Raw genomic sequence first — 25,695 nt, 5'->3', positions numbered from 1 at the left:
AGGAGTTAGTAACTTACCGAAAGTGACCCACAGCGCGTGCAGAGCGCAGACTCTTTCAGTAAACCCGGAAGAACCTGTTTAGCAGGTTGGCCCGCCCTAATACGGCCCGATAACCAGCCATGACTATACTTACTCGTTCTCACTTGTTTACTAATAGAGTTTAACTTTCCAGGAGAGCATTATGGCCGTTACTAATGTCGCTGAACTTAACGCACTTGTTGAACGTGTTAAAACAGCCCAGCGTGAATACGCCAACTTTACTCAAGAACAAGTAGACAAAATCTTCCGGGCTGCGGCATTAGCAGCTGCTGATGCCCGTATCCCACTGGCTAAAATGGCCGTTGCCGAATCTGGCATGGGTATCGTCGAAGATAAAGTGATCAAAAACCACTTTGCTTCTGAATACATCTACAACGCCTACAAAGACGAAAAAACCTGCGGTATTCTTGAAACCGATGACACTTTCGGCACCATCACTATCGCGGAACCCACCGGCATCATCTGCGGGATTGTCCCGACAACCAACCCAACATCTACCGCTATCTTTAAAGCGCTGATCAGCCTGAAAACCCGTAACGGGATTATCTTCTCGCCGCATCCTCGTGCGAAAGATGCCACCAACAAAGCGGCCGATATCGTACTGCAGGCCGCCATTGCGGCCGGGGCACCCAAAGACATTATCGGCTGGATCGATGTGCCCTCCGTTGAACTGTCTAACCAGCTGATGCACCACCCTGATATTAACCTTATCCTCGCCACGGGCGGCCCGGGTATGGTGAAAGCCGCCTATAGCTCCGGCAAACCGGCTATCGGCGTGGGCGCAGGTAATACCCCGGTAGTGATTGACGAAACGGCGGACATCAAACGTGCCGTGGCTTCTATCCTGATGTCGAAAACCTTCGATAACGGCGTAATCTGTGCTTCTGAGCAGTCAGTTATTGTAGTCGACAGCGCTTATGAGGCGGTGCGCGAGCGCTTTGCCAGCCACGGTGGCTACATGCTGCAGGGCAGCGAGCTGAAAGCGGTTCAGGATATCATTCTGAAGAATGGCGCGCTGAATGCCGCTATCGTCGGTCAGCCTGCGGTGAAAATTGCTGAAATGGCCGGCCTCAGCGTCCCGGGCAACACTAAAATCCTGATTGGTGAAGTGAAACTGGTCGATGAGTCGGAACCTTTTGCTCATGAAAAACTGTCACCGACTCTGGCGATGTATCGCGCCAAAGATTTTGCTGACGCGGTAAGTAAAGCTGAGAAGCTGGTGGCGATGGGCGGTATCGGTCATACCTCTTGCCTGTACACTGACCAGGATAATCAGCGTGAACGCGTTAACTTCTTCGGCGACAAAATGAAGACAGCGCGCATCCTGATCAACACTCCGGCCTCTCAGGGGGGGATCGGCGACCTGTACAACTTTAAACTCGCACCGTCACTGACGCTGGGCTGCGGCTCGTGGGGTGGCAACTCGATTTCTGAAAACGTCGGACCCAAACATCTGATTAACAAGAAAACCGTGGCCAAGCGAGCTGAGAATATGTTGTGGCATAAACTTCCTAAGTCTATCTACTTCCGCCGTGGTTCACTGCCCATTGCCCTTGATGAAGTGGCCACCGACGGAGCCAAACGCGCCTTTATCGTCACCGACCGCTTCCTGTTTAACAACGGCTACGCTGACCAGATCATCAACGTGCTGAAAGCGCGCGGGGTGGAAACTGAAGTCTTCTTCGAAGTGGAAGCTGACCCAACGCTGAGCATCGTGCGTAAAGGTGCTGAACAGATGCACTCCTTCAAGCCGGACGTGATTATCGCCCTGGGCGGGGGTTCGCCGATGGATGCGGCGAAAATTATGTGGGTGATGTACGAACATCCGGAAACGCATTTCGAAGAGCTGGCACTGCGCTTCATGGATATCCGTAAACGTATCTATAAATTCCCGAAAATGGGCGTGAAGGCGAAGATGATTGCCGTCACCACCACTTCAGGTACAGGTTCAGAAGTTACGCCATTTGCGGTCGTGACCGACGACGCCACCGGTCAGAAATATCCACTGGCTGACTATGCCCTCACCCCGGATATGGCGATTGTGGATGCCAACCTGGTGATGGATATGCCGAAGTCACTGTGCGCCTTTGGTGGTCTGGATGCCGTAACCCACGCGCTGGAAGCGTACGTCTCGGTGCTGGCTAACGAATACTCCGACGGTCAGGCGCTGCAGGCGCTAAAACTGCTGCAGGAAAACCTGCCGGCCAGCTACCGTGAAGGGGCGAAAAACCCGGTGGCGCGTGAGCGTGTACACAATGCCGCGACTATCGCCGGTATCGCGTTTGCTAACGCCTTCCTTGGGGTCTGTCACTCGATGGCGCATAAGCTGGGTTCAGAGTTCCACATTCCACACGGTCTGGCGAACTCGCTGCTTATCTGTAACGTGATTCGCTACAACGCCAACGATAACCCAACCAAGCAGACGGCCTTCAGCCAGTATGACCGCCCGCAGGCGCGCCGCCGCTACGCTGAAATCGCCGATCACCTGCGCCTCAGTGCACCGGGCGACCGTACCGCACAGAAAATTGAGAAGCTGCTGAGCTGGCTGGACGGGATGAAAGCGGAACTGGGTATTCCTAAGTCCATCCGCGAAGCAGGCGTGCAGGAAGCGGACTTCCTCGCGAAAGTCGATAAGCTGGCTGATGATGCTTTCGATGACCAGTGTACCGGCGCTAACCCACGCTACCCGCTGATTGCTGAACTGAAACAGATCATGCTGGATAGCTTCTACGGCCGCGATTATGTTGAACCTTTCGCTAACATTGCCGAAGCCGTGGCCGCTGCGCCCGTCGAAGCCAGGAAAGTTGAAAAGAAAGTGAAACGTTAAGCCCGAGTGTGAGAATAAAAACCCGCCAGCTTGAACTGACCCCATAAAGCTGGCGGGTTTTTTTATCAGGAAATATTAAGAGACGCTTATAGAGTTGTGAAATATCGACGGCACATTTCTTTGCGTTAACCGCCGCGGCAGATCACTATTACTCCGGCCCCTTGCTGCCATAAATGGCGTGCAGTGAACCACTCTCCAACGCTTCGTAGTAATGCTTACGGCAGACGGATACATAGCGCTCATTACCGCCAATTTGCACCTGCTCCCCTTCTTTAAAGGGCTTACCGTCCTGATCGAGCCTTAATACCATGCTGGCTTTTCTGCCGCAGTGGCAGATGGTTTTTAATTCAACCAGTTTATCTGACCAGGCTAAAAGGTATTGGCTACCGATAAATAACTCGCCGCGAAAATCTGTACGTAAGCCATAACAAAGTACAGGTATATCTAAAACATCCACCACTTCGGATAATGTTTTAACCTGTTCACGCGTCAGAAACTGGCTTTCATCCACCAGCACGCAGTGAACGGTTTCCCGCTGGTGCTCAGCACTTATCTCAGCAAACAACGACGTGTCTTTATTATACAATTTTGCTGGGGAAGAGAGGCCGATACGCGAACTCACTTTACCCGCGCCGAAGCGATTATCGATCTCTGCGGTATACACCAGAGTGCGCATGCCGCGCTCACGATAATTATAAGAAGATTGCAACAAAGCCGTCGATTTTCCAGCATTCATCGCGGAATAATAGAAATATAGCTGAGCCATCAGCCCCTACTCCGAATCACCAAGATGGCGGCAGTGTACCATAAACCGCCGCAGCGAGAGCCTTCACGCCTGCAATAACCCGAAGAAATAGTGGTTGAACAGGTGGCTTCAGCACAACTTAACAGGATTTTTCAATTTTCTGATGATATGGAATTCACTGTTTCCATACCATCACCCTTCTTTTCACAGCAGGATATTTAGCCAGTGAATCATATTTTATCGCCTTTTATCATGTCAGAGATTCCTGACTATTAGCACTTCTACTTTTCTTACAAAATTAACTATTGCAGTTCTTATAGCCGGACACTATTATTATCGAGCATTAGTAACCCATCAATATAATTTAGAGAATTGGACAATGAGCGAAGCACTTAAAATCCTGAACAATATCCGCACGCTGCGTGCTCAGGCGAGAGAATGTAGCCTGGAAACGCTGGAAGAAATGCTGGAAAAACTGGAAGTAGTGGTTAACGAACGCCGCGAAGAAGAGAGCCAGGCACAGGCTGAAGTTGAAGAACGCAGCCGTAAACTGCAGCAGTATCGCGATATGCTGATTGCAGACGGTATTGACCCGAATGAATTACTGTCTACTCTGGCTGCGGCTAAAGCCCCTGGTAAAGCTAAGCGTGCAGCGCGCCCGGCAAAATATTCTTATGTCGATGAGAATGGCGAAAGCAAAACCTGGACCGGCCAGGGCCGTACACCTGCCGTAATCAAAAAAGCCATTGAAGAGCAAGGCAAGAAGCTGGAAGACTTTCTGCTGTAATTTCGCTCAACCTCCGGTTCTTTAGACTTAAATTTAATGGGGCGTTTCGTCCCATTTTGTTACAGCCACCAGGCAAAGAAAAAAAGGAAGCCATCACGGCTTCCTTTTTCTTTGGGCTGGTGGGCTTATACGCGGTAGAAATCTTTATACCACGCCACAAAGCGCGCCACCCCCTCTTCGACTGACGTCTGCGGCTTGAAGCCGATCACCTTATATAATGCGCTGGTATCGGCGCTGGTTTCCATCACGTCACCCGGCTGCATAGGCAGCATATTTTTCTGCGCAGTCTGCCCCAGCGCACTCTCCAGCGCTTCGATATACGACATCAGCGTAACGGGCTGGCTGTTGCCGATATTGTATACGCGGTAAGGCGCAGAGCTGGTTGCCGGGCTGCCGCTTTCAACCGTCCAGCTAATATCCGCCTGTGGGATAACATCCTGTAAGCGCAGAATAGCTTCGGCAATATCGTCAATATAGGTGAAATCGCGACGCATCTGGCCGTGGTTATAGACGTCGATTTTTTCACCCGCAATCATCGCACGGGTAAATTTAAACAGCGCCATATCCGGACGCCCCCACGGACCATAAACGGTGAAGAAGCGCAGGCCAGTGGTAGGAATACCATATAAATGTGAATAGGTATGGGACATCAGCTCATTGGCTTTTTTGGTCGCGGCATACAGCGATACCGGGTGGTCAACCGAGTCGTCGGTTGAGAATGGCATCTTACGATTTAATCCATACACCGAGCTGGATGATGCATATAACAGATGCTCAACCTGGTTATGGCGGCACCCTTCCAGAATATTGAGATGGCCAATTAAATTGGCGTCGGCATAAGCCAGTGGGTTCTCTAATGAATAACGCACGCCCGCCTGCGCGGCGAGGTGAATGACACGCTGGAAGCGCTGAGCGCGGAACAGTTCGGCAATGCCTTCACGATCGGCGAGATCGCCTTTCACAAAGGTGAATTCGGGGTGGTTTTTAATCAGGTCAAGACGGGCTGTCTTAAGATTAACGTCGTAATAGTCATTCAGGTTGTCGAGACCGACAACCTGGTGACCGGCAGCCAACAGACGTTGGGTGACATGAAAGCCAATAAAGCCTGCTGCGCCGGTAACCAGATATTTCATACTACCCTCATTTATTATGCAGTTTGAAGAGATGCTCCGCGGCCGATTGCATAATAAACAAAACCGCGCTTGCTGATTCTTTCTGGATCATACAGGTTACGACCATCAAAAATCACGGGTTCTTTTAGAGCATTTTTAATCACGTCAAAATCAGGTGCGCGGAAGTTCTGCCATTCGGTACAGATCACCAGGCCATCTGCGCCCTGCAGGGCAGCTTCTTTGGTTCCCATCAGCTTGAGATCGCTGCGGTGACCGTAGATACGCTGCGCTTCATCCATCGCTTCCGGATCGAAAGCCTGCACGGTTGCGCCCGCCTGCCACAGTGACTCCATCAGCACGCGGCTGGAAGCTTCACGCATATCGTCGGTGTTTGGCTTAAATGACAGCCCCCACAGCGCAAAGGTTTTGCCCTGCAAATTCTCACCGAAATGACGCTTGATAAACGTCGGCAGTTTGGTCTTCTGCGAATCGTTGACGTCTTCAACCGCCTGCAGCAGACGTGGCTTGTAGCCGATCTGCTCTGCGGTACGGATTAGCGCCTGAACATCTTTCGGGAAGCAGGAGCCGCCGTAGCCACAGCCGGGATAAATGAATGAGTAGCCGATGCGTGAATCGGAGCCAATGCCCTGACGCACTTTTTCGACATCTGCACCCAGGCGTTCAGCCAGGTTAGAGATTTCATTCATAAAGCTGATTTTGGTCGCCAGCATGCAGTTGGCTGCATACTTGGTTAACTCAGCACTACGAATATCCATCAGGATCATGCGATCGTGATTGCGGTTAAACGGCTCATACAGCTCGCGCAGCAGTTCAACCACTTCGTCGTTATCCGTACCGATAACAATACGCTCAGGACGCATACAGTCGCTGACTGCTGCCCCTTCTTTCAGGAACTCAGGGTTGGAGACCACGTCAAAGGTCAGCTCTACGCCTCGCCCTTTCAACGTCTCTTCCATTACCTGACGCACGCGGTCAGCCGTACCCACTGGCACAGTCGACTTGTCGAGCACCACTTTATGCTCTTGCATATGCTGAGCAATGGTACGCGCCACGGCGGTAACATATTTCAGGTCCGCTGAACCGTCTTCATCAGGCGGCGTACCCACCGCGATAAACTGCATAACCCCGTGGTTAACGCCAGCTGCTGCGTCAGTGGAGAACTTCAGGCGTCCGGCCTCATAGTTCTGCATAACCAGCGGCGTCAAGCCCGGTTCAAAAATAGGAATGATCCCTTTCTTCAGATTCTCGACTTTATTTTCGTCGACATCGATGCAAAGAACGTCATGTCCGACTTCGGCCAAAACCGCAGCCTGAACCAGACCAACATAGCCGATACCAAATACGGTGACTTTCATTGAATTGTCCCGGTTAGAAATTAAACTTACTTTTTATTGCCTACGGTGCTTTCCAGCCACGCTTTAAAATCGCTGCCCAGCGTGTTGTGACGCACACCGTATTCAACGAAGGCCTGCATATAGCCCAGCTTGTTGCCGCAGTCATGGCTCACACCTTTCAGGTGATAAGCTTCTACGGTCTCTTTTTCCATCAGCATGGCGATGGAGTCAGTCAGCTGGATCTCATCACCGGCGCCCGGAGGGGTTTTCGCCAGCAGTGGCCAGATGTCCGCAGAGAGAATGTAGCGACCAACAACCGCAAGGTTAGACGGCGCTTTGTCCGCTTTTGGCTTCTCAACCACACCCACCATTGGTGCGCTGTCGCCAGGCTTCAGCTCTGCACCCTGGCAGTCGACTACGCCGTAAGCAGTCACGTCAGCGACTGGCTCAACCATGATCTGGCTGTGACCGGTTTCGTCGAAGCGCTTCATCATTTCAGCCAGGTTATCTTTCGACAGGTCTGACTCATATTCGTCGAGAATAACGTCCGGCAGGATCACCGCAACGGGCTCATTGCCAATCACTGGCCATGCGCACATAACCGCGTGACCCAGGCCTTTCGCCAGACCCTGACGAACCTGCATGATGGTGACGTGCGGTGGGCAGATAGACTGAATCTCTTCCAGCAGCTGGCGCTTAACGCGTTTTTCCAGCATCGCTTCCAGCTCGAAACTGGTATCGAAGTGGTTTTCAATCGAGTTTTTAGAAGAGTGCGTAACCAGCACAATCTCGTTGATCCCAGCAGCGATACACTCGTTAACGACATACTGAATTAACGGCTTATCAACCAGCGGCAGCATTTCTTTTGGAATAGCTTTGGTGGCTGGCAGCATACGCGTTCCCAAACCAGCAACAGGGATAACCGCTTTTTTTACTTTGGACTTATAGGCAGACATCTAAGTACCTCTCTTTAGGCCGTTCAAGTTATTACTTGATATGTCGAGTTAAAAACGAGTTGAGTATACCAGTTGAACCCACGCGGATTTATCCTGGATAAACCTTTTCAGTGCAAATTAAGACTATTACCCAAGTGTAAAGCTTATCTCTGGCCCTGTCTTCCAGGGCCAGATGAAAATAGTGAAGCAGCGGTTAATCCGTAGACAACATCAGGCGCAGTCGGCCTCCGGCGCCCCAAACCTGACACTGCCAGGCATCACACCGCTGGCTGATTTGATTAAGATGTGTGCTGCCCATGGTGCCAAGAGGGACACCATTGCTCAGCTGGATCTGGTGGGTATGAATGTTGAGAGTGGCGTTTAAACCAGCAGAAACGAGGATCAGATTCTTTAACCCCTGATGGTAGTAGCCCACCAACAGTGGAAATTGACCTTTCAGATTGGCCTGGCGCAGCAGCAAATTGACCTGCTTTAACAGGCCGCCCAGCTCGGGCAGGCGCTGCCCCTGACCGGAAAGCTGCTCCTGCAGCAGTCCATTGAACAGAGCGCGTAGCAGTAGTGCGGCCAGCACGCCGTTATCACCGGCACGGGTGACATCGAGACAATAGAAAGCGAGATCGCGTTCCGATAATGCCGCCACGTCAAGCACCAGTCCCGGCTGCTCTGCCATCGTCAGCTGGCGATAGTTGATGCGACAGTTAGCGATTGTCTGCTGCACCGGCGGTTGCAGCTGCTTGAGAAGCTTGGCGGCAGCCTGCGGGTCACTGACCAGCGCGTCCCAGTCCTGAAACAGCTGTTCGTCCTCTTCCACTTTAGACGTAAACATTGAGGGATAGAGGCACTCGAACACCGCTTCACGCAGGCGAGCAAGATCTTTAACCGGCTTGAGCAGCACATCCTGCACGCCCAGACGCAGCACGTGGGCGATATCCGACATATTTCCCGTGGCAGAGATAACCAGGATGGGCAATGTGTTTCCCTTGCTGCGCAGATGCTCCACCAGTTTGATACCGTCCATACGTGGCATGGCAAGGTCGCAGATCATCAAGTCCGGCAGAGTACGGCTCAGGGATTCAAGTGCGTGTATACCGTCATCAGCCAACGTGACCACCGCACCGAGCGCAGTGAGGAAATTATCCAGCAGGGAACGGAAAACGACTTCGTCCTCAACGATGAGAATATGTTTTCCACTTAATGGTTTTTCCATTGCTTCCCCCTGCATAACAGATACCTCAATAGTGGTCTATAAACGCTCTTTGCGCCTCTCAGAATTGGCTGAAGTCGTCGCTTTTTGACCACGCTATTGTTGCCTGTCGCGAACCAGAGGTAACAATTCATCCATTTTTTTCTCAACGGACAGTCTCCCCGCTTCAATGGCCTCTTCAGCCCGGTGGAAGTCCAGGGTAGAAATTTGTGGGCAGAAGGGTTGTAACAACACATCTGGTGGGTCACCCGCCATACGATTGCGCTTCAACCGATTTTCCAGCACCTGGATAGAGGTAGACATAATCTCCATGGCGCCGGGTGTGTGATTTACTCTACGTAGCTTAAGGTTGCTAATGCGCTGACGCAGGCGGCCGCTCCAGCTGTCAGGCTGCGGTTGAGGATGCTCATCGCCGGATTCTGGCGTCACTGACAGCAAATCCTGCTGCATCAGGTGCGCATCGTGCTGCAAATCCACGGCAATCACAATATCAGCGCCCAGCGCACGCGTCAGGGAAATAGGCACCGGGTTGACCACCGCGCCATCCACCAGCCAGTAACCGTTCCAGCTCACAGGTGCCAGTAAACCGGGCATGCTGCAGGATGCGCGCACGGCCTGATGCAGGTCGCCTTCCGTCAGCCACAGCTCACGGCCGGTACTAAGGTTAGTCGCCACAGCGCCGAAAGGTAAACCGCATTGTTCGATATTATTTTTGCCGATCAGCTCACGCACGTGGCTGAACACGCGCTCACCGCGCAGCAGCCCACCACGTTGCCATGAAAAATCCATCAGGCGTATCACCTGCCAGTAGCTGAATGAGCGCACCCAGCGCTCCATCAGCGTCAGTCGCTGCGTGGCATATGCGGCCCCGACCAGGGCACCTACGGAGCATCCGGCCACGACGTCGATACGGATGCCAGCGCGTTCAAGAGCGTTTATCACCCCGATATGTGCCCATCCCTTTGCGGCACCCGACCCCAGCGCTAGCCCGATTTTAACCTGTCTCATTCCACCCTCTGGCATGAAATTCACTAACAAAATGGCATCACCGATGCTGCCCGGTTATCATGATGCCTAAAATTTTAACCCTGTTATTAGCTAATCGGAGTTTACGTGTCTGAACTTTGTCCGTGCGGTAGCGGATCGCAGTATAGCCTATGTTGCCAGCCGTTTCTAAGCGGTGCGGCGCAACCTTCTCATCCAGAAGCATTAATGCGCTCGCGCTACTGTGCTTATGTCAAACAGGATGTGGGTTACCTGGTTGCAACCTGGCACCCGTCATGTCAAGCCTCTGCTTTTGCAGCCAGTATAGAAGAGAGTTTTGCCCACACCGAATGGCTCGGGTTGAATGTATTAAGCAGCGAAGTTATCGCGGATGGCCAACAGGGTTATGTGACTTTTTTTGCCAGGTTCTCTGAAAATCAGCGCGAACGCTCTATTCATGAACGTTCACGCTTTCTTCGCGAGGAGCAACGCTGGTACTATATCGACGGAACCTTCCCGCCAATCGGGCGCAACGATCGGTGCCCATGTGGCTCCGGCAAGAAATACAAGAAATGCTGCGGTCACTCTTGACCCCTGATTTCCCAATTGTATCGACAGGATTACCATCGCAATGCAAGCGCAAACACTGCAACGAAAAGTTTTACGGACCATCTGCCCGGATGCAAAAGGGCTGATCGCCAAAATCACCAATATTTGCTACAAGCACGAACTGAACATTGTACAGAATAATGAGTTTGTTGATCACCGCACCGGGCGCTTCTTCATGCGCACCGAGCTGGAAGGCATTTTCAACGACACCACGCTGCTGGCCGACCTTGACAGCGCGCTGCCGGCTGGTTCAGTGCGCGAGCTGCAGCCAGCGGGCCGCCGCCGTATTGTTATTCTGGTGACCAAAGAGGCGCACTGCCTTGGCGATCTGCTGATGAAAAGCGCCTACGGTGGTCTGGATGTTGAAATTGCGGCGGTGATCGGTAATCACGAAACGCTGCGTACGCTGGTTGAGCGTTTCGATGTGCCGTTTGTCCTGGTCAGTCACGAAGGCTTAACCCGCGAAGAGCACGACAATAACATGGCGGCGGAAATTGACCGCTATCAGCCAGACTATGTGGTACTGGCAAAATACATGCGCGTGCTGACCCCGGCCTTTGTGCAGCGTTATCCGAACCAGATCATCAATATTCACCACTCCTTCCTGCCTGCCTTTATTGGTGCTCGTCCCTACCACCAGGCGTATGAACGCGGCGTGAAGATCATCGGTGCGACAGCGCACTACGTGAATGACAATCTGGATGAAGGCCCAATCATCATGCAGGATGTTATCCACGTCGATCATACCTATACCGCAGAAGATATGATGCGTGCCGGGCGTGACGTAGAGAAGAATGCGCTGAGCCGCGCACTTTACCAGGTGCTGGCGCAGCGGGTATTTGTTTACGGCAACCGCACCATCATCCTGTAAGCCGGATGCTGCTGTTTTGTATGACAAAACAGCAGCGCGGGCAAAAAAACGGCAATCGCAACGCTTTCTCTTAAACGGGGCTTTACAGCGTCAGTTCATCTGATATGATGCGCCCCGCTTAACAAGCACAGCAGTAAGGCCAGTGGTGGGGTTCCCGAGCGGCCAAAGGGAGCAGACTGTAAATCTGCCGTCATCGACTTCGAAGGTTCGAATCCTTCCCCCACCACCATTTTTAGATAGTTTTCATATTTAAAAATGAGTTTCACGCTTTCATATTCCCCACGGGGAAGGATGAGGAGCTTCGACATCGGAGGTTCGAGTCGAACGCAGTGAGACAACGCCACTTGTGGCGGCCCGGAGGGCAAGGAGCGCAGCGACGCAGTAATCCTTCCACGGCTGAGAATTTGCACTTGTTAACACGCTTCCCCTGGTGGGGTTCCCGAGCGGCCAAAGGGAGCAGACTGTAAATCTGCCGTCATCGACTTCGAAGGTTCGAATCCTTCCCCCACCACCATTTCGACATCTCCTCCCCCTTCGTACACCTACTGATTGCATCATCTATCGCAGCAATATTTCTTTCTCGCCCCGACTTCTGCTACCATTCCGCCATCTTTTCCGACGCTAAATGGCCTGCGCTATGAAATTTGTTTCTTTTAATATCAATGGGCTGCGTGCTCGCCCTCATCAACTTGCCGCTATTGTCGAACAGCATCAGCCAGATGTGATTGGCCTGCAGGAAACCAAAGTTCACGATGACATGTTCCCGCTCGAGGACGTGGCGAAACTCGGCTATAACGTGTTTTATCACGGTCAGAAAGGGCATTACGGCGTGGCACTGCTGACGAAAGAGCCGCCGATCGCCGTGCGTCGCGGTTTCGAGGGTGATGACGAAGACGCCCAGCGCCGTATCATTATGGCGGACATTCAAACGCCAGCCGGCCCGCTCACCGTGATTAACGGCTATTTTCCACAAGGGGAAAGCCGCGACCATCCGACCAAATTCCCGGCGAAAGAGAAGTTCTATCGCGACCTGCAAAGCTACCTTGAGCAGCAGCAGAAAGTGGAAAATCAGGTACTGATTATGGGCGACATGAATATCAGCAGCACCGACCTGGATATCGGCATTGGCGAGGATAACCGCAAGCGCTGGCTGCGCACCGGTAAGTGCTCATTCCTGCCGGAAGAGCGCGAATGGATGGACCGCCTGATGAACTGGGGCCTGGTCGATACCTGGCGCGCGCAGAACAGCGAAGTTAACGACCGCTTCTCATGGTTCGACTACCGCTCAAAAGGCTTTGACGATAACCGCGGCCTGCGCATTGACCTGGTGCTGGCCAGCAAGCCGCTGGCGGAGCGCTGCATAGCAACCGGGATTGATTACGATATTCGCGCGATGGAAAAGCCCTCCGATCACGCACCGATCTGGGCCCAGTTTAGCTACTGATTGTTCTAATCCCCATTAGATTTCGCGCTGCAGGAAGGCGGCAACTGAATAAATCCCCGGGAGCTTACCTGAGTCAGTGACCTGGGGAATAGAGGCAGCCAACACACCTGCAGCGTGAAAGAGGAAGGGAGTTTATTTGACGATGCGCCAGATAAGATTATTAGTGCCCAGCGACTGCGGGTCGCGCGCGCACTGCAACAGTACCCCTTCACTCTTCAGCACCGCCCCTTCCGTATAGTTGCGGTTTTCATAGATGCAGCAGCGGTTACAGGGCTGGCTGTTGTTTTGCCCCTGCGTCCAGACTTCTGGCGGCATATCGACTACCACGTCCGCATTAGCGCCGCCGTTACCGTTATTGCCGCCGCTGTTGCCATGCCCTTGCCCGCTGCTGATATAGCGCTCGGCCATTGCCGATGAGCTAACGGCCAGCAGCAGTGTCAGTGCCAGATGCATTTTCATTACTCGCTTTCCTTTTCCTTCGCCGCTTTACGTCGCGGTTTTTTCTTGGCGACCGTTGCCGGAGCCGTAACGCCGCGAAACGCATGTGCGGCGGGCTGCTGACGGGCCTGGGAGATCAAACTGTGCAGCGTTTCCACCAGAGGGTGCATAAAGTCCTGGTAGCGACACTGCTTCTCACTGATTTTAGTCAACGTTGACTCCCATTGCGCGGTCATATCTGGCCGCGCGGCCATCTCCGGCAGTGAATGGATCAGCGCGCGTCCGGCCGGGCTGGAGTGAATATAGCGCCCCTTCTTAAACAGGAAGGTGCGTCTGAACAGCAGCTCGATAATCCCGGCGCGCGTTGCCTCCGTACCTAAACCATCGGTCGCACGCAGCACTTTCTTTAAATTTTTATCCTGTACGAAGCGGGCAATACCGGTCATCGCCGATAATAGCGTAGCGTCAGTGAACGGGCGCGGCGGCTGGGTCTGCTTCTCGACCACTTCGCCACGCTCGCACAGCAGCTCATCCCCCCTGGCCACCACCGGCAGCGGCGTACCGTCATTCTCCTCATCCCGCTCCTTGCTGCCGAGTAAGGCACGCCAGCCAGCCTCAGCCAGGAAACGCGCTTTGGCGATAAACTTGCCTCCGGCGATATCCAGCTCGATCACGCATTTGCGGTACACCGCATCCGGGCAGAACTGCATCAGGTATTGGGTGGCAATCAAACGGTAGATTTGCTGCTCGTTATCCGACAGGTTGACCTTGCTGCTGCGCGCAGTCGGGATAATCGCATGGTGCGCGTCGACTTTTTTGTCGTCCCAGCAGCGATTTTTTTGATCGCTATTGAAATCAGCGGGAGGCGTCAGGTCCGGCTGATGAACATTGATTGCATTCAAAACCGCATGACGCCCGGCGAAATGCTCGTCAGGGAGATAGCGGCTGTCGGAACGTGGATAGGTAATCAGCTTGTGGGTCTCATACAGGCGCTGGCAGGTATCCAGCACCGCCTGCGCGCTGAGGCCAAAGCGCTTGCCGGCCTCAATCTGCAGCGCCGAAAGCGAGAACGGCAGCGGCGCAGTGTCATTTTCACGCTTGTCGTTATAGCTGGTCACCAGCGCGGGCTGGCCGTCGATACGCGCCACCACATGCTCGGCCAGCGGGCGATGCAGCAGGCGGCCCTCCTCATCCTGATAAGGCTCGCAGGAGTCACTCGGCTGCCACAGCGCCACGAAGCGTTCATCCAGCGGGGTGACGATATGCGCTTTGACCTCGAAGAAGTCTTTGGCGACAAAGTTCTCAATCTCTTCATCACGCCGTACCACCAGCCCCAGCACCGGGGTCTGAACGCGCCCAACGGAGAGCACACCGTCATAGCCCGCGTTGCGCCCCAGTAAGGTGTAGGCGCGGGTCATGTTGATACCGTAAAGCCAGTCTGCACGCGAGCGCGCCAGCGCGGAGACGCACAGGGGAATAAACTCGCGGTTTTCACGCAGGCGGCCAATGGCGCGTTCAACCGCCTGCGGGTTGAGATCGTTAATCAGGCAGCGCTGCACTTTCGCCCGCTTTTCTGCCGGCAGGGTCAGGTAGTCGAGCACCTCATCCACCAGCAGTTGACCTTCACGATCCGGGTCACCGGCATGGACCACTTCACTGGCCTGCTCCAGCAGACCTTTAATCACGTTGAGCTGCTTTGCCACCGACGGACGCGGCTGCAGCTGCCACTTTTCCGGCACAATCGGTAAATCGGCCAGCGACCAGCGGGCAAAGCGGCTGTTGTAGCTGTCAGGCTGCGCCTGTTCCAGCAGGTGGCCTACGCACCAGGTCACCATTTGATCCTGCCCACAGGCGATAAAGCCGTCGCCACGACGGTGCGGCTTAGGCAGAACGTCCGCTATCGCGCGGGCAAGGCTGGGTTTTTCGGCAATAAACAAACGCATGCTGGGGTGAGTTCCTGCTCAGGGTTTGACTTCAATAACGGCCCTTCCGGCCTGAGCCGTCAGGAGTTCACCAATCGGGGTGAGTGTAATTTGCTGCGCGGCGGCAATCGCCTGCACCGCAGCCTCTGCTTCCGGCAGTACTGCCAGCAGCAGCCCGCCCGATGTCTGCGGGTCGCAGAGAAGCTGGCGCTGCGCGGGCGTCATGGCGCCGATAAGCTGCCCGTAGCTGGCGAAATTTCTTTCGGTACCGCCCGGCACGCAGCCTGCGGCGATATATTCATCCACTCCGGGCAAACGCGGGATGGCACTGTACCACAGGTCGGCATGCAGGCCGGCACCCTGGCACATCTCACTGAGGTGGCCGAGCAGACCAAAGCCGGTGACATCGGTCATCGCGCTGACGCCCGCTTCACCGGCATACTCGGCCCCAATCTGATTGAGCTGGCACATGGTGGCCGTCGCCAGCCCCTGATGCTCCGGCTTGAGCTGAGATCTCTTTTCGGCAGTAGTGAGAACGCCAATGCCCAGTGGCTTAGTGAGGAAAAGGCGGCATCCTGCCCGTGCTTCACTGTTGCGCTTCACCTGATCGGTGGCCACGACGCCGGTGACCGCCAGGCCGAAGATCGGCTCCGGGGCATCGATAGAGTGCCCGCCCGCCAGGGTAATCCCCGCCTGCTCGCAGACGCTGCGCCCGCCTTCGATCACCTTACGGGCAACCTCCGGCGGCAGCTGGTTAACCGGCCAGCCGAGGATGGCGATCGCCATAATCGGTCTGCCCCCCATCGCCCAGATATCGCTAATGGCGTTGGTCGCGGCGATGCGCCCAAAATCAAAAGGGTCATCCACGATCGGCATAAAGAAGTCGGTGGTGCTGACCACTGCGGTGCCATTGCCGAGATCGTATACGGCCGCGTCGTCACGGGTTTCGTTACCCACCAGCAGATGCGGGTCCTTACGTAACGGGTGGTCGCTGTGCAGAATGGTATCCAGCACCGCAGGCGAGATTTTACAACCGCAGCCTGCGCCGTGGCTGTACTGAGTCAGACGGACATTATCTAAGTTCATGAAGATCTGTTCCCTGTTAGCTTCACCGGAAGTCATGGTAGCGTTTTCGCCAGAGAGTGATAAGACTAACCGACGATTCTGCCCGTTGTTTGCTCATTATCCCGGCGAATTGCAGGGCCGCTCACAACCCTGCCTGCTAACAGCGAAAATGTCATTCAGAAATAACTGACAAACGGGGCGCTGTCGGGCGCTAACACGGTGGTGGATGATTTCAGCTGCGGGGTTCCCAGGTACAGGAAGCCGACGATGGCGTCCTGAGGGCGACAGTTAAACGCGCTGCGCACCGCTTCATCTTCGGTCCACGCCCCGCTGCGCCAGATACCGTTAAAGCCCTGTGCGGCAGCGGCCATCTGCATCGCCATCACGGCACATCCTGCCGACACCACCTGCTCCCAGCGCGGCACTTTCGGGTGCTCTTCACAACGCGCGACCACCGTAATAATCATCGGCGCGCGGTAGGGTGCATTTTTTGCCTTATCGATAGCTTTCTCTTCCAGCTGCGCATCTCGCGATACCTTCTCCAGCAGCGCGCTCAGGCGATCGCGCCCTTCATTCTCGACAATAGTGAAGTGCCACGGCTGCAAAGTGCCGTGATCCGGCGCGCGCATACCTGCGCGCAGAATGTTCTCCAGCGCTTCACCTGTCGGCGCAGGTTCTGCCAGCCGTGATGCGGAACGACGATTAACCAGTAAATCCAGAGCGTCCATGATGTCCTCCTGTGATAGTGATTCTCATCCCGCAAAAACTAGCACAGGATGATGTTTTGTTACAGCATTGCGCTTTTTCATGCTGACAATTGCCCCCTTGCTAATTAGGATGTGTGCTATTCCTGCCCGGACCTCTGCTTCTGGCATTTCATTGCGACCCTGGAGTATCTATGCGCGTGTTATGGCGAATGATCGCTGGCATTTTTAAGTGGACATGGCGAGTCCTGAATTTTGTTCGCGAATTTATCCTTAATCTCTTCCTTATTCTGCTGATCGTGGTTGGCGTGGGTATCTGGCTGCACGTCAGCAGCGCCAATGCACCGGCTGAAGTGCAGAAAGGCGCACTGATCTTCGATCTCAGCGGCGTGGTGGTAGATAAACCTTCCGTCAGCAACAAGCTGAGTAAGATTGGCCGACAGCTGTTAGGCGCCAGCAGCGATCGTCTGAAAGAGAACTCACTGTTCGACGTGGTGGATGCCATTCGCCAGGCGAAAGACGACGATAAAATTACCGGCATGGTGCTCGACCTGCACAACTTTGCGGGCGCTGACCAGCCGTCGCTGCAGTATATTGGTAAAGCGCTGCGTGAGTTCCGCGACAGCGGCAAGCCAATCTATGCCAGCGGCGACAGCTACAGCCAGGCACAGTACTACCTCGCCAGCTTCGCCAACAAGATCACCCTCTCGCCGCAGGGCACCGTCGATCTGCACGGCTTTGCCACCAACAGCCTCTATTACAAAACCCTGCTGGACAAGCTGAAAGTCAGCTCGCACGTGTTCCGCGTCGGTACCTACAAATCGGCGGTAGAGCCGTTCCTGCGTGATGATATGTCCCCTGCCGCGCGCGATGCCGACAGCCGCTGGGTTGGCGAGCTGTGGCAGAACTATGTCAATACGCTGGCGGCAAACCGTCAGATCACTGCCAATCAGGTATTCCCTGGCGCTCAGGGCGTGCTCGATGGTCTGAACAAAGTGGGCGGCGACAGCGCGCAGTACGCCAAAGACAGTAAGCTGGTGGATGAGCTGGCCTCACCTTCAGTGGTCGACCAGCAGCTGGTGAAAACCTTTGGCTGGGATAAAGAGGCGAAGGATTACAACGGCACCAGCATCTATGACTATCCGCTGAAAAACACCCCAACCACCGACGGCAATATCGCGGTGATCGTGGCGAACGGGGCGATTATGGACGGCGAAGAGACCCCGGGCAGCGTCGGGGGTGATACCACCGCGCTGGAAATTCGTGAAGCGCGCCTCGATCCGAAGATCAAAGCCATTCTGTTCCGCGTCAACAGCCCTGGCGGCAGCGTGACCGCTTCTGAAACTATCCGTGAAGAGCTGGCGGCGGCAAAAGCCGCGGGTAAACCGGTGGTGGTTTCCATGGGCGGCATGGCGGCATCTGGCGGCTACTGGGTTTCCACTCCGGCTAACTATATTATTGCCAGCCCGAATACGCTGACCGGCTCTATTGGTATCTTCGGCGTGATCAACACCGTGGAGAACTCACTGGATGCTATCGGCGTGCATACCGACGGCGTGGCAACGTCTCCGCTGGCGGATGTCGCCAGTACCAAAGCCCTGCCGCCGGAAGTTCAGCAGCTGATGCAGCTGACCATCGAAAACGGCTATAAAAACTTCCTTGGTCTGGTGGCAAAATCACGCAACAAAACGCCAGAACAGATCGATCAGATTGCACAGGGTCACGTCTGGACCGGCAGCGATGCCAAAGCGAACGGTCTGGTGGATGCGCTGGGTGATTTCGACGACGCGGTGGCGAAAGCTGCCGAGCTGGCGAAGATCCAGCAGCCACAGCTGAACTGGTATCAGGATGAACCGAGCATGATCGACGTGCTGTTCAGCCAGGTTGATGCTTCTGCACAGGCAGCACTGCCTGCGGCGCTGCGCGCTTATCTGCCTGCCCCGATGCTCGACGTCATGGCCGCGATGAAGAAGCAGCCAGGCCTGCTGGATAATCTCAACGATCCGCAAAATCGCTATGCATTCTGCCTGACCTGTGGCGATGTAAAGTAGTGAGTTAACGCACTAAACGGCCCGGCCATCTCTGGTCGGGCTGGTTTTCCTGACAATTCCCCTTATACTGCGCCTTTTCGGCAAGCCCTGAGTTAACCAATGCAAAAGAAATCGATTTATGTCGCCTACACCGGCGGTACCATCGGCATGCAGCGTTCCGAACACGGCTTTATCCCTGTTTCCGGCCACCTGCAAAATCAGCTGGCAAATATGCCAGAATTCCATCGCCCGGAAATGCCAGATTTCACCATCCACGAATACGCCCCGCTGATTGACTCCTCGGACATGACGCCGCAGGACTGGCAATCGATTGCGGATGATATTCGCCAGAACTATGATAACTACGATGGTTTCGTGATCCTGCATGGCACCGACACCATGGCGTTCACCGCCTCTGCGCTCTCCTTTATGCTGGAGAATCTGGCGAAGCCGGTCATCGTGACAGGGTCACAGATCCCGCTGGAGCAGCTGCGCTCTGACGGGCAGCAGAACCTGCTTAACTCGCTGTTTGTCGCAGCAAACTACCCGATCAATGAAGTGACGCTGTTCTTCAACAACACCCTGTTCCGCGGTAATCGCACCACTAAGGCGCACGCCGATGGCTTTAACGCCTTCGCTTCGCCCAACCTGGCCCCGCTGCTGGAAGCTGGTATCCATATTCGCCGCCTCAATACGCCAGCGGCCCCGACCGGCAACGGTGAGCTGATCGTTCATCCCATTACGCCGCAGCCGATTGGCGTGGTGACGATTTACCCGGGGATTTCGTCAGAAGTGGTGAGTAACTTCCTGCAGCAGCCGGTGAAAGCGCTGATCCTGCGCTCCTACGGCGTCGGTAACGCGCCGCAGAATAAAGAGTTCCTGCGCGAACTTCAGGAAGCGTCTGACCGTGGTATCGTGGTGGTTAATCTGACCCAGTGCATGTCCGGCAAAGTGAACATGGGCGGTTACGCCACCGGCAATGCCCTGGCACACGCCGGTGTGATCAGCGGAGCTGACCTGACCGTGGAAGCCACGCTGACCAAGCTGCACTTCCTGCTGAGCCAGGATCTGAGCAGTGAAGAGATCCGCCAGCTTATGACGCAGAACCTGCGCGGTGAATTAACTCAGGATTAACCCGGGGAGAGTGGTATGAGCGCACGTCAGGCACTGTTACTCATCGACTTACAGAATGATTTCTGTCCGGGCGGCGCGCTGGCGGTGGCCGATGGCGACCAGACTATCGCGGTGGCTAATCGGCTGGCGGCTGAGTTCTGCGCGCGCGGTGAGCCGGTCATCGCCACGCTCGACTGGCACCCTGCCGGGCACGGTAGTTTTGCCTCCACGGCGGGTAATATCCCCGGCACCGTGGGTGAACTGCATGGTTTACCCCAGGTGTGGTGGCCGGATCACGCTATCCAGCACAGCCCAGGCGCCGAGCTGCATCCTGAGCTGGACCGCTCGCTGATTAGCACGCAGATCTGTAAAGGCGAAAATCCGCAGATTGACAGCTACAGCGCGTTTTTTGACAACGGGCAGCGTCAGCAGACGCATCTGCACGCGTGGTTGCAGCAGCACGCAGTCACCTCACTGACGGTAATGGGGCTGGCAACGGACTACTGCGTGAAATACAGCGTGCTGGATGCGCTGGCACTCGGTTATCAGGTGACGCTGGTGTCCGCAGGCTGCCGTGGTGTCAACCTTAGGCCGGATGACAGCCAGAAAGCGCTGCAAGAGATGGCCAACGCCGGAGCGGTGATCCTCTGAAGGGATAAAAAAATCGCCGGGCAGTCAGCAGACCGGGCCGGCGATTCTTTGTACGAATTATTCCTGCAGGAATAATTTACTGCAGCGTGATTTGCGTGACGTCGTCATCGCCAATGCCAAACTCTTCTTTCAGCTGTTTCTTACTCTTGGTCACGATCTCCCCGCCCTTCGCCACGCTCATATGCTGCGGGTTATCGTTGTGACGCGCCTGCCATAGCAACACCAGCTGCAGGCTGTTCTCTTTCTGCTCTGCGGTTAATGCCACGCCGTCAGCCCACTTGCCGGTTTCTACCGCCGTCGCCAGACGCTGATACACTTCCGGCGTCATGCTGGCAATCATTTCATCCAGTTCCATTATGCCTTACCCCCGAGTGCTGTTGCCGTCTTCGTCGGTGAAGCTCAGCGAGGCAGAGTTCACGCAGAAGCGCTCTCCGGTCGGCTGCGGGCCGTCCGGGAACACATGCCCCAGGTGGGCATCGCAGCTGCCGCAGCGGATCTCAACGCGCTGCATACCGTGGGAATCGTCTTCCAGATAGCGAATAGCTTCATCACTGTAGGGTTCATAGAAGCTCGGCCAGCCGCAGCCGGAATCATATTTACTGCCCGACAGGAACAGCGGAGCTTTGCACACCAGACAGTGGTATATGCCCTGGTCTTTGTTATGCAACAGTTTACCGGAGTACGGAGGTTCGGTGCCGCGCTGCTGGGTGACGTAGCGCTGCATATCGTTCAACTCATTTTCGGGTGAGAAAGGTGTATTTTCATTAGCCATGCTAGACTCTCTGGCAGTGTTGTTCTGAAAAGATCGCTGAGTATTCTAACAAATACTTAACAAGATCAGGTGAATTTTTCGCGTCCGGGCGCTGAGAGAATTCTGTCATATCTCAAACTGTGATGCAGATCACCATTCGGATCGACCATCCCTTTATATTCGGGCACAGTATCCCAATATCAATGTAGTTCGCGGGTCAAGAAATAGGTTTTGTGTCGAATAATTCCTGCTCGACAGTTTGATTTGTCGCAACAATTGACACGATTCCGCTTGACGCCTGGTAAGGTTTTTGTAATTTTACAGCCAACCTTTTATTCACTATCAACAAGCTGGTGGAATATATGACTATCAAAGTAGGTATCAACGGTTTTGGCCGTATCGGTCGCATTGTTTTCCGTGCTGCTCAGGAACGTTCTGATGTAGAAATCGTTGCCATCAACGATCTGCTGGACGCCGAGTACATGGCTTACATGCTGAAATATGACTCTACTCACGGCCGCTTCAACGGCACCGTGGAAGTCAAAGACGGCCACCTGGTTGTTAACGGCAAAACCATCCGTGTTACCGCTGAGCGCGATCCGGCTAACCTGAAGTGGGATGAAGTCGGTGTGGATGTGGTTGCAGAAGCGACCGGTATCTTCCTGACCGACGAAACTGCCCGTAAACACATCGAAGCTGGCGCTAAGAAAGTTGTTCTGACTGGCCCATCTAAAGATGACACCCCAATGTTCGTTATGGGCGTGAACCACAAGTCATACGCTGGCCAGGATATCGTTTCTAACGCATCTTGCACCACCAACTGCCTGGCACCACTGGCTAAAGTGATCAACGACAAGTTCGGTATCGTTGAAGCCCTGATGACCACTGTGCATGCAACCACCGCGACTCAGAAAACTGTTGATGGCCCGTCTCACAAAGACTGGCGCGGCGGCCGCGGCGCATCCCAGAACATCATCCCTTCTTCTACCGGTGCTGCTAAGGCCGTAGGTAAAGTGATCCCTGAGCTGAACGGCAAACTGACTGGTATGGCGTTCCGCGTTCCTACCCCTAACGTTTCCGTTGTTGACCTGACTGCACGTCTGGCTAAGCCTGCATCTTACAAAGAAATTTGTGCTGCAATCAAAGCTGCTGCCGAAGGCGAAATGAAAGGCGTTCTGGGCTACACCGAAGACGAAGTTGTTTCTACCGATTTCAACGGCGAAACGCTGACTTCAATCTTCGATGCGAAAGCCGGTATCGCACTGAGCGACACTTTCGTTAAGCTGGTTTCCTGGTACGATAACGAAACTGGTTACTCCAACAAGGTCCTGGACCTGGTTGCTCACATCGCTAAATAAGCGACGCGAGAGAATCTGAGGGCGACGTGAGTCGCCCTTTTTTTATGGTTAAATTTCAGAAGGCTGACTCATGAACGAGAAACTTTTTTCACTGCCGGTCATTAACCAAATTAGCCCCTACATCACCCAGCGCCAGATAGGTGAACTGCCGACAATCGTCGTCACCCATCCTAAAGTCCGCGCTGCCGTCACCCTGCAGGGCGCCCAGCTGATTGCCTGGCAGCCTTCAGGCGAGAAGCCGGTCATCTGGCTCAGCGACAAAACCGCGTGGAACAGCGGGAAAGCCATTCGCGGCGGCGTCCCGATCTGCTGGCCATGGTTCGGCCCTGCCGGTGAACCTGCGCATGGATTCGCCCGTAACCTGCCGTGGAAACTCTCCGCCCACGATGAGAATGCTGACAGCGTGGTGCTGACGCTGGTGCTGGAAAGCAACGAACAGACTAAGAAGCTGTGGCCGCATGATTTCACCCTGTTTGCCCGTTTCCGCTTCAGCGACCGCTGCGAAATTGAGCTGGAAGCCCACGGTGACTTTGAGGCGACTGCGGCCCTGCACAGCTATTTTGCAGTCGCGGATATTCAGGGCGTAGAGGTGAGCGGGCTTGGCAACCGCTTTATCGATAAGGTTAATAACGGCGTTGAGGGGCATTCAGACGACGGTAAGCAGACCTATCCGCAGCGCATTGACCGCATCTATACCGCGCCAGCGGATTGCAGCGTCATTAACGACAAGGCGGGTCAGCGCGTTGTTGAGGTCTACCACCATCATCATAGTGACGTTGTCACGTGGAACCCGGGGGCTGAACTCTCATGCAGCATGGGGGATATGGCGAATGACGGCTATCAAACCATGGTCTGCGTCGAAACCGCCCACGTCAGCAGCGCGATGAAAAGTGCCGGAGAAAACCCGGCGCGGCTGGCAACCACCTTCCGGGTGCGTAGCAAAGTTTAATCGCTCAGGGGCGGCTAACGCCGCTCCTTACACCACATCCAGCGGCATTTTGCTGACCGGGGGCGGGTAAGCCTGGTTAATCAGCGCCAGCTCCGCACTGGATAAGGTCACCTCAAGTGCAGCCGCATTCTCCTGCACATGGGCAATAGTGCTGGCTTTAGGAATGGCCAGTACCCCTTCTTTGCGGATTGCCCATGCCAGCAGCAGCTGAGCGACGCTGATGCCCTTTTGTTGTGCAATATCGCGTAGCGTCGGGTGTTGCATCAGCTCGCTGCGCAATTTTCCGGCCTGTGCCAGCGGGCAGTAGGCCATCACCGGCATTGCCCGCTGCTGACATTCCGGCAGCAGATCATACTCAATACCGCGTGAGGCCAGATGGTACAGCACCTGATTAGTTGCGCAATGCTCTCCGCCCTCTTCAGCCAGCAGCTCCTGCATATCCTCGACGTCAAAATTGGATACGCCCCAGCGGCGAATTTTGCCCTGGCTCTGCAGCTGCTCCATTGCCCGTAGCGTCTCCTCCAGCGGGATATTGCCGCGCCAGTGCAGCAAGTAGAGATCGAGATAATCCGTTTGCAGACGTTGTAGGCTGCGCTCGCAGGCTTCAATCGCCTCCAACTGCCCGGCGTGCCAGGGGTAAACTTTTGACACGACGAACGCCTGGTCACGGCGCTGTTTCAGCGCCACGCCAACCACTTCTTCCGCCCTGCCGTCAGCATACATTTCAGCCGTATCAATCAGCGTTAACCCGCAATCCAGTCCGGCCTGTAATGCGCTCACTTCCTGGCGTTGCAAATCCGGGCTCTCCCCCATATACCAGGTCCCCTGTCCAATCGCAGGCAAGGGGGTTCCATCAGCAAAGGTAACAATTCGGCTCATCGCAATCTCCATGCACTTTATTGGTGCGCTACAGATGTGCAAAAGGGCGCAGAGCGCCCTTTATCAGTGCATACCTGCAGCGTCAGAAGGTATAGCTGACTCCGGTCCATAGCAGAACCTGAGAATCCTGGTCCACCATCGGGCTATCCTTGATATCACTGCCCAGACGGGTGTAGCGGCCTGAAAGCGTGGCATTCCAGCTGTCGGCAATTTTCCAGCCGGCGGTCACTTCCAGATAGGGGCTCCAGCTGCTGTCAGGATCGTAACTGTCCAGACCGCTGCGGCGAGATTCAGCAGAGGAAATCCCGTAATAGTAGTCGTTCTGATTCGAGCTGTTCCACAGCGCACCGATGCCCGGCGTCAGGCTGAAACGGCCAAATTCGAAGCGGTACAGATAGGTCAGATCCCAGATTATTCCGTTACTGTTATCGAGCATATCGCCAACCAACGTGGTACGCACGATACCCCAGTCGGCACTATGACGATAAGCCACACCGCCCATCAGAGTCATATGACGCTTATTCAGCGACTTCATATCACCATCATCCACATCATCCGGGTCGAAGTTCTGCGGGGAACCCAGCACGGTTAATGACAGCTGATCCTGGCTGTCTTTCCACAGGTAATAACCCGCCTGCAGGCTGCGAATGTAGAAACTGTCGCCCTCATAATTGACGATGGGAACAGGGTAATAACGGTCCTGGCCGCTCTTATATGGGCTCTGGCTATAAAGCAGTGAAGCGCCCAGCGTCAGTGGGTTCGCCTGTGCGAAGGGTGCCGCAAAACAGAGAGGTAAAAAGGCAGCAAGCGCGGTAACTTTGAAATGGTTCACAATTTATCCGTTCCATAAATATAACAATCAGCGTAATAGTTTAAACAGTAAGTGGATTGTTAGTCAGATA

At 54.6% G+C, this 25,695-nt stretch carries 24 protein-coding genes, 2 tRNA genes and 1 other RNA gene; 13 read left to right on the top strand and 14 right to left on the bottom strand.

Annotated features, from left to right (window positions below):
• Nucleotides 1–181: 181 nt before the first annotated feature.
• Nucleotides 182–2,866: a bifunctional acetaldehyde-CoA/alcohol dehydrogenase gene (gene adhE, locus ACLI4M_RS19935; RefSeq protein WP_099753649.1), complete on the top strand. Its 2,685-nt coding sequence runs from the start codon at nucleotides 182–184 to the stop codon at nucleotides 2,864–2,866.
• Between the two features lie 148 nt (nucleotides 2,867–3,014).
• Here the strand turns inward: adhE and tdk are convergent, their stop codons facing one another.
• Entirely contained in the window at nucleotides 3,015–3,632 is a 618-nt protein-coding gene (gene tdk / locus ACLI4M_RS19930; RefSeq protein ID WP_048915926.1) for a thymidine kinase, read from the bottom strand.
• A gap of 358 nt (nucleotides 3,633–3,990) precedes the next feature.
• On the opposite strand from tdk, the gene hns reads away from it, so the two are divergent.
• Nucleotides 3,991–4,398, top strand: coding sequence for a histone-like nucleoid-structuring protein H-NS (hns, locus tag ACLI4M_RS19925; RefSeq protein ID WP_048915925.1), 408 nt, complete (start codon nucleotides 3,991–3,993; stop codon nucleotides 4,396–4,398).
• 125 nt (nucleotides 4,399–4,523) lie between these two features.
• On the opposite strand, the gene ACLI4M_RS19920 is transcribed toward hns, so the two are convergent.
• The 5 genes from ACLI4M_RS19920 to rssA all read right to left on the bottom strand — a co-directional run bounded on the left by ACLI4M_RS19920 (nucleotide 4,524) and on the right by rssA (nucleotide 10,033).
• Nucleotides 4,524–5,531, bottom strand: coding sequence for an NAD-dependent epimerase (locus ACLI4M_RS19920; protein WP_048915924.1), 1,008 nt, complete (start codon nucleotides 5,529–5,531; stop codon nucleotides 4,524–4,526).
• 14 nt (nucleotides 5,532–5,545) lie between these two features.
• On the bottom strand, nucleotides 5,546–6,886 hold the full coding sequence (locus ACLI4M_RS19915) for a UDP-glucose dehydrogenase family protein (RefSeq protein WP_048915923.1): 1,341 nt from the start codon (nucleotides 6,884–6,886) through the stop codon (nucleotides 5,546–5,548).
• 26 nt (nucleotides 6,887–6,912) lie between these two features.
• A complete protein-coding gene (gene galU, locus ACLI4M_RS19910) occupies nucleotides 6,913–7,821 on the bottom strand; it encodes a UTP--glucose-1-phosphate uridylyltransferase GalU (protein ID WP_048915922.1) in 909 nt (302 codons plus the stop codon).
• 193 nt (nucleotides 7,822–8,014) lie between these two features.
• Nucleotides 8,015–9,028 (bottom strand): two-component system response regulator RssB, encoded by a 1,014-nt coding sequence (gene rssB / locus ACLI4M_RS19905; protein ID WP_133623753.1) that lies wholly within the window; start codon nucleotides 9,026–9,028, stop codon nucleotides 8,015–8,017.
• A 93-nt stretch (nucleotides 9,029–9,121) separates the two neighbouring features.
• Entirely contained in the window at nucleotides 9,122–10,033 is a 912-nt protein-coding gene (gene rssA, locus ACLI4M_RS19900; protein ID WP_048915920.1) for a patatin-like phospholipase RssA, read from the bottom strand.
• 105 nt (nucleotides 10,034–10,138) lie between these two features.
• Here rssA and ACLI4M_RS19895 point away from each other — a divergent pair, with 105 nt between their 5' ends.
• The 6 genes from ACLI4M_RS19895 (at nucleotide 10,139) to xthA (ending at nucleotide 12,933) form a co-directional block, all read left to right on the top strand.
• Nucleotides 10,139–10,600, top strand: coding sequence for a YchJ family protein (locus tag ACLI4M_RS19895; RefSeq protein ID WP_133623754.1), 462 nt, complete (start codon nucleotides 10,139–10,141; stop codon nucleotides 10,598–10,600).
• 40 nt (nucleotides 10,601–10,640) lie between these two features.
• Nucleotides 10,641–11,489 (top strand): formyltetrahydrofolate deformylase, encoded by an 849-nt coding sequence (purU, locus tag ACLI4M_RS19890; protein WP_048915918.1) that lies wholly within the window; start codon nucleotides 10,641–10,643, stop codon nucleotides 11,487–11,489.
• A 144-nt stretch (nucleotides 11,490–11,633) separates the two neighbouring features.
• Nucleotides 11,634–11,718 (top strand) — tRNA-Tyr (locus ACLI4M_RS19885).
• Between the two features lie 41 nt (nucleotides 11,719–11,759).
• Nucleotides 11,760–11,891: non-coding RNA, RtT sRNA (locus ACLI4M_RS19880), on the top strand.
• Between the two features lie 27 nt (nucleotides 11,892–11,918).
• Nucleotides 11,919–12,003: transfer RNA gene (locus ACLI4M_RS19875), tRNA-Tyr, on the top strand.
• 123 nt (nucleotides 12,004–12,126) lie between these two features.
• A complete protein-coding gene (xthA, locus tag ACLI4M_RS19870) occupies nucleotides 12,127–12,933 on the top strand; it encodes an exodeoxyribonuclease III (RefSeq protein WP_048915916.1) in 807 nt (268 codons plus the stop codon).
• Nucleotides 12,934–13,065: 132 nt separating this feature from the next.
• Here xthA and ACLI4M_RS19865 read toward each other — a convergent pair whose 3' ends face one another.
• From ACLI4M_RS19865 to ACLI4M_RS19850, 4 genes are all read right to left on the bottom strand, one after another.
• Nucleotides 13,066–13,392 (bottom strand): YnjH family protein, encoded by a 327-nt coding sequence (locus ACLI4M_RS19865; protein ID WP_099753646.1) that lies wholly within the window; start codon nucleotides 13,390–13,392, stop codon nucleotides 13,066–13,068.
• On the bottom strand, nucleotides 13,392–15,314 hold the full coding sequence (locus ACLI4M_RS19860) for a DNA topoisomerase III (RefSeq protein ID WP_133623755.1): 1,923 nt from the start codon (nucleotides 15,312–15,314) through the stop codon (nucleotides 13,392–13,394). Before ACLI4M_RS19860 ends, ACLI4M_RS19865 begins: the two co-directional genes overlap by 1 nt.
• Before the next feature lie 18 nt (nucleotides 15,315–15,332).
• Nucleotides 15,333–16,379, bottom strand: a complete 1,047-nt coding sequence (selD, locus tag ACLI4M_RS19855) for a selenide, water dikinase SelD (protein ID WP_133623756.1) — start codon at nucleotides 16,377–16,379, stop codon at nucleotides 15,333–15,335.
• Between the two features lie 155 nt (nucleotides 16,380–16,534).
• Nucleotides 16,535–17,086 carry an NAD(P)H nitroreductase gene (locus ACLI4M_RS19850; RefSeq protein ID WP_048915913.1) on the bottom strand — a complete coding sequence of 184 codons (552 nt, stop codon included), beginning with the start codon at nucleotides 17,084–17,086 and terminating at the stop codon, nucleotides 16,535–16,537.
• Between the two features lie 170 nt (nucleotides 17,087–17,256).
• On the opposite strand from ACLI4M_RS19850, the gene sppA reads away from it, so the two are divergent.
• The 3 genes from sppA (at nucleotide 17,257) to pncA (ending at nucleotide 20,856) form a co-directional block, all read left to right on the top strand.
• Entirely contained in the window at nucleotides 17,257–19,113 is a 1,857-nt protein-coding gene (gene sppA, locus ACLI4M_RS19845) for a signal peptide peptidase SppA (RefSeq protein ID WP_133623757.1), read from the top strand.
• 99 nt (nucleotides 19,114–19,212) lie between these two features.
• On the top strand, nucleotides 19,213–20,226 hold the full coding sequence (gene ansA / locus ACLI4M_RS19840; RefSeq protein WP_133623758.1) for an asparaginase: 1,014 nt from the start codon (nucleotides 19,213–19,215) through the stop codon (nucleotides 20,224–20,226).
• A gap of 15 nt (nucleotides 20,227–20,241) precedes the next feature.
• Nucleotides 20,242–20,856: a bifunctional nicotinamidase/pyrazinamidase gene (pncA, locus tag ACLI4M_RS19835; protein ID WP_133623759.1), complete on the top strand. Its 615-nt coding sequence runs from the start codon at nucleotides 20,242–20,244 to the stop codon at nucleotides 20,854–20,856.
• A gap of 76 nt (nucleotides 20,857–20,932) precedes the next feature.
• Here the strand turns inward: pncA and ACLI4M_RS19830 are convergent, their stop codons facing one another.
• Entirely contained in the window at nucleotides 20,933–21,211 is a 279-nt protein-coding gene (locus ACLI4M_RS19830; RefSeq protein ID WP_048915909.1) for a YeaC family protein, read from the bottom strand.
• Nucleotides 21,212–21,217: 6 nt separating this feature from the next.
• Nucleotides 21,218–21,628: a peptide-methionine (R)-S-oxide reductase MsrB gene (msrB, locus tag ACLI4M_RS19825; RefSeq protein WP_133623760.1), complete on the bottom strand. Its 411-nt coding sequence runs from the start codon at nucleotides 21,626–21,628 to the stop codon at nucleotides 21,218–21,220.
• 341 nt (nucleotides 21,629–21,969) lie between these two features.
• Here msrB and gapA point away from each other — a divergent pair, with 341 nt between their 5' ends.
• Together gapA and ACLI4M_RS19815 are read left to right on the top strand one after the other, a co-directional pair.
• Complete coding sequence (gene gapA, locus ACLI4M_RS19820; RefSeq protein WP_048915907.1) at nucleotides 21,970–22,965, top strand: glyceraldehyde-3-phosphate dehydrogenase; 996 nt, start codon at nucleotides 21,970–21,972, stop codon at nucleotides 22,963–22,965.
• 70 nt (nucleotides 22,966–23,035) lie between these two features.
• On the top strand, nucleotides 23,036–23,914 hold the full coding sequence (locus ACLI4M_RS19815; protein WP_133623762.1) for a D-hexose-6-phosphate mutarotase: 879 nt from the start codon (nucleotides 23,036–23,038) through the stop codon (nucleotides 23,912–23,914).
• A 27-nt stretch (nucleotides 23,915–23,941) separates the two neighbouring features.
• On the opposite strand, the gene ACLI4M_RS19810 is transcribed toward ACLI4M_RS19815, so the two are convergent.
• Together ACLI4M_RS19810 and ACLI4M_RS19805 are read right to left on the bottom strand one after the other, a co-directional pair.
• Complete coding sequence (locus tag ACLI4M_RS19810) at nucleotides 23,942–24,793, bottom strand: aldo/keto reductase (RefSeq protein WP_133623763.1); 852 nt, start codon at nucleotides 24,791–24,793, stop codon at nucleotides 23,942–23,944.
• Nucleotides 24,794–24,875: 82 nt separating this feature from the next.
• Nucleotides 24,876–25,625 carry a MipA/OmpV family protein gene (locus ACLI4M_RS19805; RefSeq protein WP_048915904.1) on the bottom strand — a complete coding sequence of 250 codons (750 nt, stop codon included), beginning with the start codon at nucleotides 25,623–25,625 and terminating at the stop codon, nucleotides 24,876–24,878.
• Between the last annotated feature and the right edge of the window lie 70 nt (nucleotides 25,626–25,695).

It is taken from the genome of Erwinia sp. LJJL01 (genome assembly GCF_047300805.2).
Lineage (GTDB): Bacteria > Pseudomonadota > Gammaproteobacteria > Enterobacterales > Enterobacteriaceae > Erwinia > Erwinia aphidicola.
The sequence above is the reverse complement of the archived record's forward strand: the minus strand, read 5'-3'. Positions and strand labels throughout refer to the sequence as shown.